7 protein-coding genes are annotated in these 6,330 nt (G+C 54.2%); 5 read left to right on the top strand and 2 right to left on the bottom strand.

The genetic code is table 11. The features are described 5' to 3' along the window. Together ABYT07_RS17980 and ABYT07_RS17975 are read left to right on the top strand one after the other, a co-directional pair. Window positions 1-757, top strand: a 757-nt coding sequence (locus ABYT07_RS17980) for a calcium/sodium antiporter (protein ID WP_372993400.1), incomplete at its 5' end; no start/stop codon positions are given. Between the two features lie 410 nt (window positions 758-1,167). After that, window positions 1,168-2,523 (top strand): tyrosine-type recombinase/integrase, encoded by a 1,356-nt coding sequence (locus ABYT07_RS17975; protein ID WP_372993399.1) that lies wholly within the window; start codon window positions 1,168-1,170, stop codon window positions 2,521-2,523. Between the two features lie 173 nt (window positions 2,524-2,696). Here ABYT07_RS17975 and ABYT07_RS17970 read toward each other — a convergent pair whose 3' ends face one another. Next, window positions 2,697-3,371 (bottom strand): RES family NAD+ phosphorylase, encoded by a 675-nt coding sequence (locus ABYT07_RS17970; RefSeq protein ID WP_372993398.1) that lies wholly within the window; start codon window positions 3,369-3,371, stop codon window positions 2,697-2,699. After that, on the bottom strand, window positions 3,368-3,883 hold the full coding sequence (locus tag ABYT07_RS17965; RefSeq protein WP_372993397.1) for an MbcA/ParS/Xre antitoxin family protein: 516 nt from the start codon (window positions 3,881-3,883) through the stop codon (window positions 3,368-3,370). The genes ABYT07_RS17970 and ABYT07_RS17965 overlap by 4 nt, the downstream gene beginning before the upstream one ends. 550 nt (window positions 3,884-4,433) lie before the next feature. Here ABYT07_RS17965 and ABYT07_RS17960 point away from each other — a divergent pair. The 3 genes from ABYT07_RS17960 to ABYT07_RS17950 form a co-directional block, all read left to right on the top strand. Then, window positions 4,434-4,790, top strand: coding sequence for a hypothetical protein (locus tag ABYT07_RS17960; RefSeq protein ID WP_372993396.1), 357 nt, complete (start codon window positions 4,434-4,436; stop codon window positions 4,788-4,790). Further along, window positions 4,787-5,374, top strand: a complete 588-nt coding sequence (locus ABYT07_RS17955; RefSeq protein WP_372993395.1) for a zeta toxin family protein — start codon at window positions 4,787-4,789, stop codon at window positions 5,372-5,374. Before ABYT07_RS17960 ends, ABYT07_RS17955 begins: the two co-directional genes overlap by 4 nt. A 440-nt stretch (window positions 5,375-5,814) precedes the next feature. After that, window positions 5,815-6,330, top strand: a 516-nt coding sequence (locus ABYT07_RS17950) for a LysR family transcriptional regulator (RefSeq protein ID WP_372993394.1), incomplete at its 3' end; no start/stop codon positions are given.

Below are 6,330 nucleotides of genomic sequence, written 5' to 3'. Positions count from 1 at the left end.
CTCGGTCCAGGCCGCGTTGGGCGGTGTGCCTGACATCGCGGTGGGCAACATCGTGGGATCGAACATCGCCAACATCCTGCTAATCGTTGGCCTGACCAGTCTCGTCTGGCCGATCCGTGTCTCTGGCGGGACACTGCGGCGGGATACAGCTGTCATGCTCGCGGCGGCGATTGCCCTAGTGCCGATCTTTGCGATGGGCGAAATCGGCCGGTTTCCGGGTGCCGTGCTGGTGCTTGGTCTGGTGGGCTACCTGATATGGGTCTACCTGCAACCCGGTGACGCCGTCGATGACGATGCTGATACGTCGGTGCCGTCCTCGATGCTTATTTCCGCGCTCTGGGTTTTGGGTGGTTTTGTCGTCTTAATGTTCGGCGCACGTTTTCTGGTTGATGGATCCGTGTCCATCGCCCGGGGCTTTGGCATCTCCGAGGCGTTCATCGGGCTGACAATTGTGGCGGTGGGCACATCCTTGCCAGAACTTGCCACGTCCATCATCGCAGCCTTCCGGCGTCAGTCAGAAATCGCGATCGGCAATATCGTCGGGTCCAACATCTTCAACGTGCTGGGTATTCTGGGCGTGACGGCACTGATCAAACCGGTTCCTGTCGCCGATCGGTTCCTGACCTTCGATCTGCCAATCATGATTGCGGCCTCGCTGGCACTGACTGCGCTGCTTTTGACCCGTCCAATAATCGGGAGGGGCATCGGGTTGGTTGTGCTGATCGCATACGTTACCTACGTTTGGCTCGCGCAGTAACTAAGGGCTCACAACCGCCATTAGCTGCATCTTTGCCCAATGTCCGCTCTGGCGCAACGGCCAAACTTTGCAAATGTCGCTCTCTGCGCATATGCAACCAACGCAATAGACTGACTGTATCCATTTGAAACTATGTAGTAAAAATGGTGCCCAGGGGCGGAATCGAACCACCGACACGAGGATTCTCAATCCTCAATCACAGCATTTCATCTTACATCATAGTGGTTACTCATAAGCACTCTGAAGCAATAAATTTTCTTATATATTCTTGTTTTTATTGTATAATTTATTACCTAGAAGTCCTCATTATAGCGTTTCTGGCACCAAGGTAGCGCGAGCGATCTGTGTCACCATTGCGTCACGAGTAAGGGCGTGCCAAATATGCTTCAACAACAAACTGGAGTAATGAAATGGCCGCCGAAGACCTGACCGACGCATATTTACGCACACTCCGCGTAGAGAAGAGAACTGAATTTTCGGATAGAAAAGAGACTGGTCTCTCAGCCCGCGCTCTGCCATCCGGCACGATTACTTTTGCCTTTCGTATGAGATCTCCGGACGGCGGCACACAGAGAGCCGTCATCGGACAGTATCCGGACATGAAGCTCGCAGAAGCCCGACGGAGAGCTTCAGTGCTTCGCACCGCCGTAAGAGATGGAGGGGACATCACCGCTGCCGCCAGGAAAGCAGTGGCAGCGGCCGAAGCAGATCTCTCGAAAGGAATTCCTACTCTGATGGAGGTTCTTGAGGAGTATGAGAAACAAATGTCGTCGAAGCGGAAAACGTGGCGTCGGAATGAGACTGGTGCCGAATGCGAAGCAATCCGGCGGATAAGAGCCGTCTTCCCTGACTTTTTGTCAATGCTTGTAACAGAGATTGAACTGACCCAAATTGCCGCTGCGATGAACAGCTACGTACCAAAATCGGGACAAGTGAAGGCGAATGGGCAGGTTTCACGGGCACGAGCGTATCTGATGCCCGTACTTGACTGGTGCGCACACAGAAACCGTTTTGACAAAGTCGGCCTGGGACGTCCATTCAAGATAGATGTTGTAGACTTGCGTCAAACGTACGATCCCGCGTCCGATGACTATGACATAGTTGGTAGTCGTGATCGTGCTCTTGACCACCTAGAACTGGCGCGAGTGATGCCATTGCTGATTTGGCCAGCTCCAAAAGACCTTGCTATGAAAATGAAAGTCGAAGACGACTTGCGGCCTGCTGCCCTTCGATTTTTACTATTCACCTGCGCTCGGCTTGATGAAATGGTAAAGATGCGCTGGGAAGATTTTCGCGAAAACTCTGGCCTTTGGCATAAGCCGTATGTGAAGACAATTTCGGGCCCACCCCGTCAGCAGTATCTTCCGTTATCAGACGCAGCAATCGCCTTATTGAAAAGCCTTCCAAACTTCGAAACACGTCAAGGTGACCAGCTTGTTTTTCCAAATGAAGCCGGAAACTTCATGGGAAACTGGCACCGCATTACAAAAGCTGTTCAGCGCGAAAGCGGAACAAATGACTGGCATCGTCATGACTTGCGGAGAACAGGCGCCAGCATCATGAAGGCGCTCGGGATTAATGCTCGGGTGATCGACGAAATTCTTGCACACAACGCAAAAAATGAAGACGATGGAACCTCAAAATCTCTCGAAGCCTATCTGTCTTCCGTCCACCTGCTGGACCATGTTGAAGATCCGAAAAAGGTTGCCTTAGACAAACTTGCTGAAGCGCTGTGCTTTATCGAGAGTGATTTACAAAACCAATGAATCTCGAAGATTCGCTGTATTTCCAACATTGAGGGAAATTAATCAAAAGGTGGCAAGCATGGGCTTACGATGACATTCTTCCGTTCAGTATACCGTTACGATCGACAGCGCCGCTTTGGCCCCCCGAGGTTGAACCCGATTGCTCCCCTTTTGGCGCTATGATCTACTATTAATCAAGGCAGCTGACGCACCACGACACGCCCGGTTTGGGGCACTTCGATCTTGAAATGGGCTGCCTGCATCACTGATCGAACGAGGGACGGTCGAAAACAGACCCAGTTCTCATGCCCCGGGTGACGGACGCTCTCATACCGGATGCCGGCACGCGCACCTTCAGCTCGAACACGCTGACCGAAAGCTTGTGCTACGGGGTAGTGCGCATCGTCTGGATCATGATATTCTGGATGCGCTCCGAAGATGTCGACATAGTCGCCTGCAAGGTCTGCCTTGTATTGCCGGTAGCTCTCGGATTTCTGCGTCAATGCGCTGAGCGCGATCTCCTTGCGCAGTCCGTTGGCAACTTCCAGCACTGCAGAGGTGAGGTGGGTCGAGCCATACCACGCTCCCAGACTTGGATCTGAAAACCGTAATCCACCGGGCGATCCATGAAGAAACGCGGCCACAACCACACTGGCGTTGGGGCTACCGTAAACCCATTCCGTTCGCGGCAGGCGGGACATCCGAGGCCCAACAAGACGGTCATTTGTCCAACCTTCCAGATCCATAACGGCAGCCAGATCATCATGGGTAGTGACTGTATCAAAGGCGGGGATTGGCGGAAACTGTGAGGGTATAAGGCGTGTGGTTCCCGCAGGTGCGGGCACCACATCGTAATCGGAAATTTTCATGCAAAGACAAGATTTTCTTCGGTGACAGCTTCAAAGCTGCCTTCTGGTGCGCCAGCGCCCATGTTACCGCCACGCCATGCATCGAGGTAGCGGCGCACTGACATCAGGCCATCGTGCCCGCCTTCAAGCATGTAGGCCATAGGTGAGGCTCCAGCGAAGAGCGTTCCCTGATGGGGACCCTTCAACCAGACCAGCGCCTGGCTCTCATCTTCGAAAAGAATGGTCAGCGCCTTGTAAATTCCGAGTATGGCCGAAATCCGCAATAGTGTATCAAGAGGCAGAGTCAGGGGCTGCTGTTCACGCGCCTTCTTCATCCATTGATGATAGGTAGAGCGCCCCGGGTCTCCAAGAATGGCGATACGTTCAGCTTCACTCAGATCAAACCGGTCTGCGATCTCACGAAAGGCGCGCAAGCCCGGAGCACTTGTCCGGGCACGGTCTTCTCTGGAGATAGTATGGAACTGCATGCCATCAACAGGAGCATGCGTGCTTGAGAAATGGGCGATTTGCATTTTCGCTCTCCTTTGTCCACTTACAGACATATAGTCTATATGTGGACAAGTCAATAACAGTCAGAGCTTCTATCTTTGGCAGCTGTATTCACGCCCGTCTGATTGTGTTCGGCGAAACCTTGAACAACCTTTTCAGCTGGGCGGCACCGCGACCCTCTTGATCGCGCACTTAATGACTGACCCAAAATGCGAAAGCAGACGTTCGTTTGGATCGCAGCGAATGGCGGCAGTGAGTCCATGTAACCGATTTTCTTTGTTGCAGCGAATGTCCTCTGTAGGGAAAATTGACTGCATCATGGTCGGAACAGTTGGTGGGCACGGATCAGCTGACATAGATCGGCAGTTGGGTTGGGTTAAGTTGGTCCCGTCAACAAAATCGAGGAGACGGCACATGACAAAACATACAATCTAAACAGTAAATTTCAAACTGGTCGATGGCATCAGCCGTGAAGCTTTTGCCGAGGGTGCCGAAACCTTGGTCCGAGCGGTAGCCCCAAACCTTGACTTCTGGGTGGCATTTTGCTACCTATTGATCACACAGGAGGCGAACATGGCACAATCCGTAAAACTTGCAGACGACATAATGACCTTGGTCCGCCGCGAGGCAGATCTGCATAGCCGGTCCGTAGCAGGTCAGATTACTCACTGGCTGAAAATTGGCCGGGCGATCGAACACTCTGGAAGCTTTGACTATACGCGGATCACCGCTGCACTCGAAGGCAATCTCGACACGACACAATTGGGGGAGGATGAGGACGTCGCATGGCTCGATGCCTTCACCGAGAAGATGGGGCGTGCCCCGGAAGCTGAAGAGTCCTTCTTCGCTCGGCGCCAGGCTCTCGGCCGGGGCGTTGGCCTCGATGCTGGTGGCAACCTCGTTTATGCCAAGGAGGACACTGCGGCTTGAGGCCGAGTCTTGTCCTGCTTGCCGGGCCAAATGGTGCCGGTAAATCGACCCTTTACCAGACCCGCGTCGCTCCCGGCTTCGCGGGTCCTTTCATCAATGCGGACATCATCCAGCGCGACGAGCTTCAGGATCTGTCGATGGAGGCGTCTTACCGGGCCGCCAGGATTGCCCAAGCGCGACGGATAGAGATGCTGGAGGCGGGCCAGAGCTTCGCCACCGAGACTGTATTTTCGCATCCATCCAAGCTCGAGGTCATCGAATCTGCCCGAGCGCATGGATACCTTGTCGTCGTGATGCATGTGGGCGTCGATAGTCCCGATCTGTCCGTGGGTCGCGTCAGGAGCCGCACCGAGGAGGGCGGACATGATGTTCCCGAAGAGAAGATCCGTGCGCGTTACGAGCGCGGCCAGCCCCTCATACGCGAGGCGGTGTTGCGGGCTGATAGGGGCATGGTATTCGACAACTCCGGTCTCAATACAGCGCCACAGCAGATGCTCGTCTTTGCCACTGGCCGCCTGATAAAGGCCACTCCAACCCTACCAGAGTGGGTTCTGACGGCCTATGCCGCCGATCTCGTGATCTGATCGCGGGCCTGCGAGCAATGTCGAACTTGCTCTCGAAGATATTTTCGAGACCGTAGCGCCCTTGCAGATTCGAGACGCTGGAACAGAAAGCAAAGTGGTTAACATTTTCCGTAAGGGGCTGGGGTTGCTTCCGCGGCCTTGTTTGCATGAAACTATGGTGAGTTACCACCAAGCCTTGTCGCGCCATGGCGTTGGAGTTGATCTCCTTGATACGGGTCATAGCCTTGAAGATAGCCATTTGATCCACCAACTTCTAAGAACCTCGTGTTAATAGTCACATGACTTTGACCTTCACGTCATCGACTGACACAAAATGGAAATACGGCAAACCCGGCCTTATGTATCAAACGCACCAACCGGGTGTGAACAATGATTTGCCACACACCTGCCCGTCTCAATACCTGTTGGCACTTCCGCGGGACCGGGTCTAATGTCCGTTCATGCGGGACATCAATTTCAAAGCAACCGAATATTTCGAAGCCGTGGCCCGACTGGGGACCGTAACAAAGGCAGCGCATGAACTTGGCGTCTCCCCCTCTGCCGTAAGCCAGCAGTTGACGTCGCTTGAGGCGCAATTCGGGGTCAAATTATTCCGCCGAGAAAAGCGGCGGCTGATCCTGACACTGGACGGCGATCGCTTGTTCCAGACAACGACGCAAGCGTTCAGAGCGATCAGAAACGCAAGCAGTGCCATCGGCCGGCAACGCGACATGCGCAGTCTCACAATCCGGGTCAGCCCGAGCTTTGGCGTCCGGTGGCTTGGGCCCCGCATCGCGGCCTTCGCAGAACAAAACCCGGACTGGAACATTCGTGTCGATGCGACGCCTGACTACAGCGCCTTTGAGACCGAGGCCGTTGATCTTGACCTGCGCTATGGTCTGGGCAACTGGTCGGGGCTGACCGTTGAACCGGTGGTGAACGATCTATCCTTGCCGATGTGCAACCCCGACTATTTG

Source organism: Sulfitobacter sp. (assembly GCF_041552635.1).
Classification (GTDB): domain Bacteria; phylum Pseudomonadota; class Alphaproteobacteria; order Rhodobacterales; family Rhodobacteraceae; genus Sulfitobacter.
The sequence above is the reverse complement of the archived record's forward strand: the minus strand, read 5'-3'. Positions and strand labels throughout refer to the sequence as shown.

Excerpts from the sequence above, each read along its gene's own strand:
- ABYT07_RS17965 (WP_372993397.1), bottom strand. The coding sequence starts at position 3,883 with ATGCAAATCGCCCATTTCTCAAGCACGCATGCTCCTGTTGATGGCATG.
- ABYT07_RS17975 (WP_372993399.1), top strand. The coding sequence starts at position 1,168 with ATGGCCGCCGAAGACCTGACCGACGCATATTTACGCACACTCCGCGTA.
- ABYT07_RS17960 (WP_372993396.1), top strand. The coding sequence starts at position 4,434 with ATGGCACAATCCGTAAAACTTGCAGACGACATAATGACCTTGGTCCGC.
- ABYT07_RS17970 (WP_372993398.1), bottom strand. The coding sequence starts at position 3,371 with ATGAAAATTTCCGATTACGATGTGGTGCCCGCACCTGCGGGAACCACA.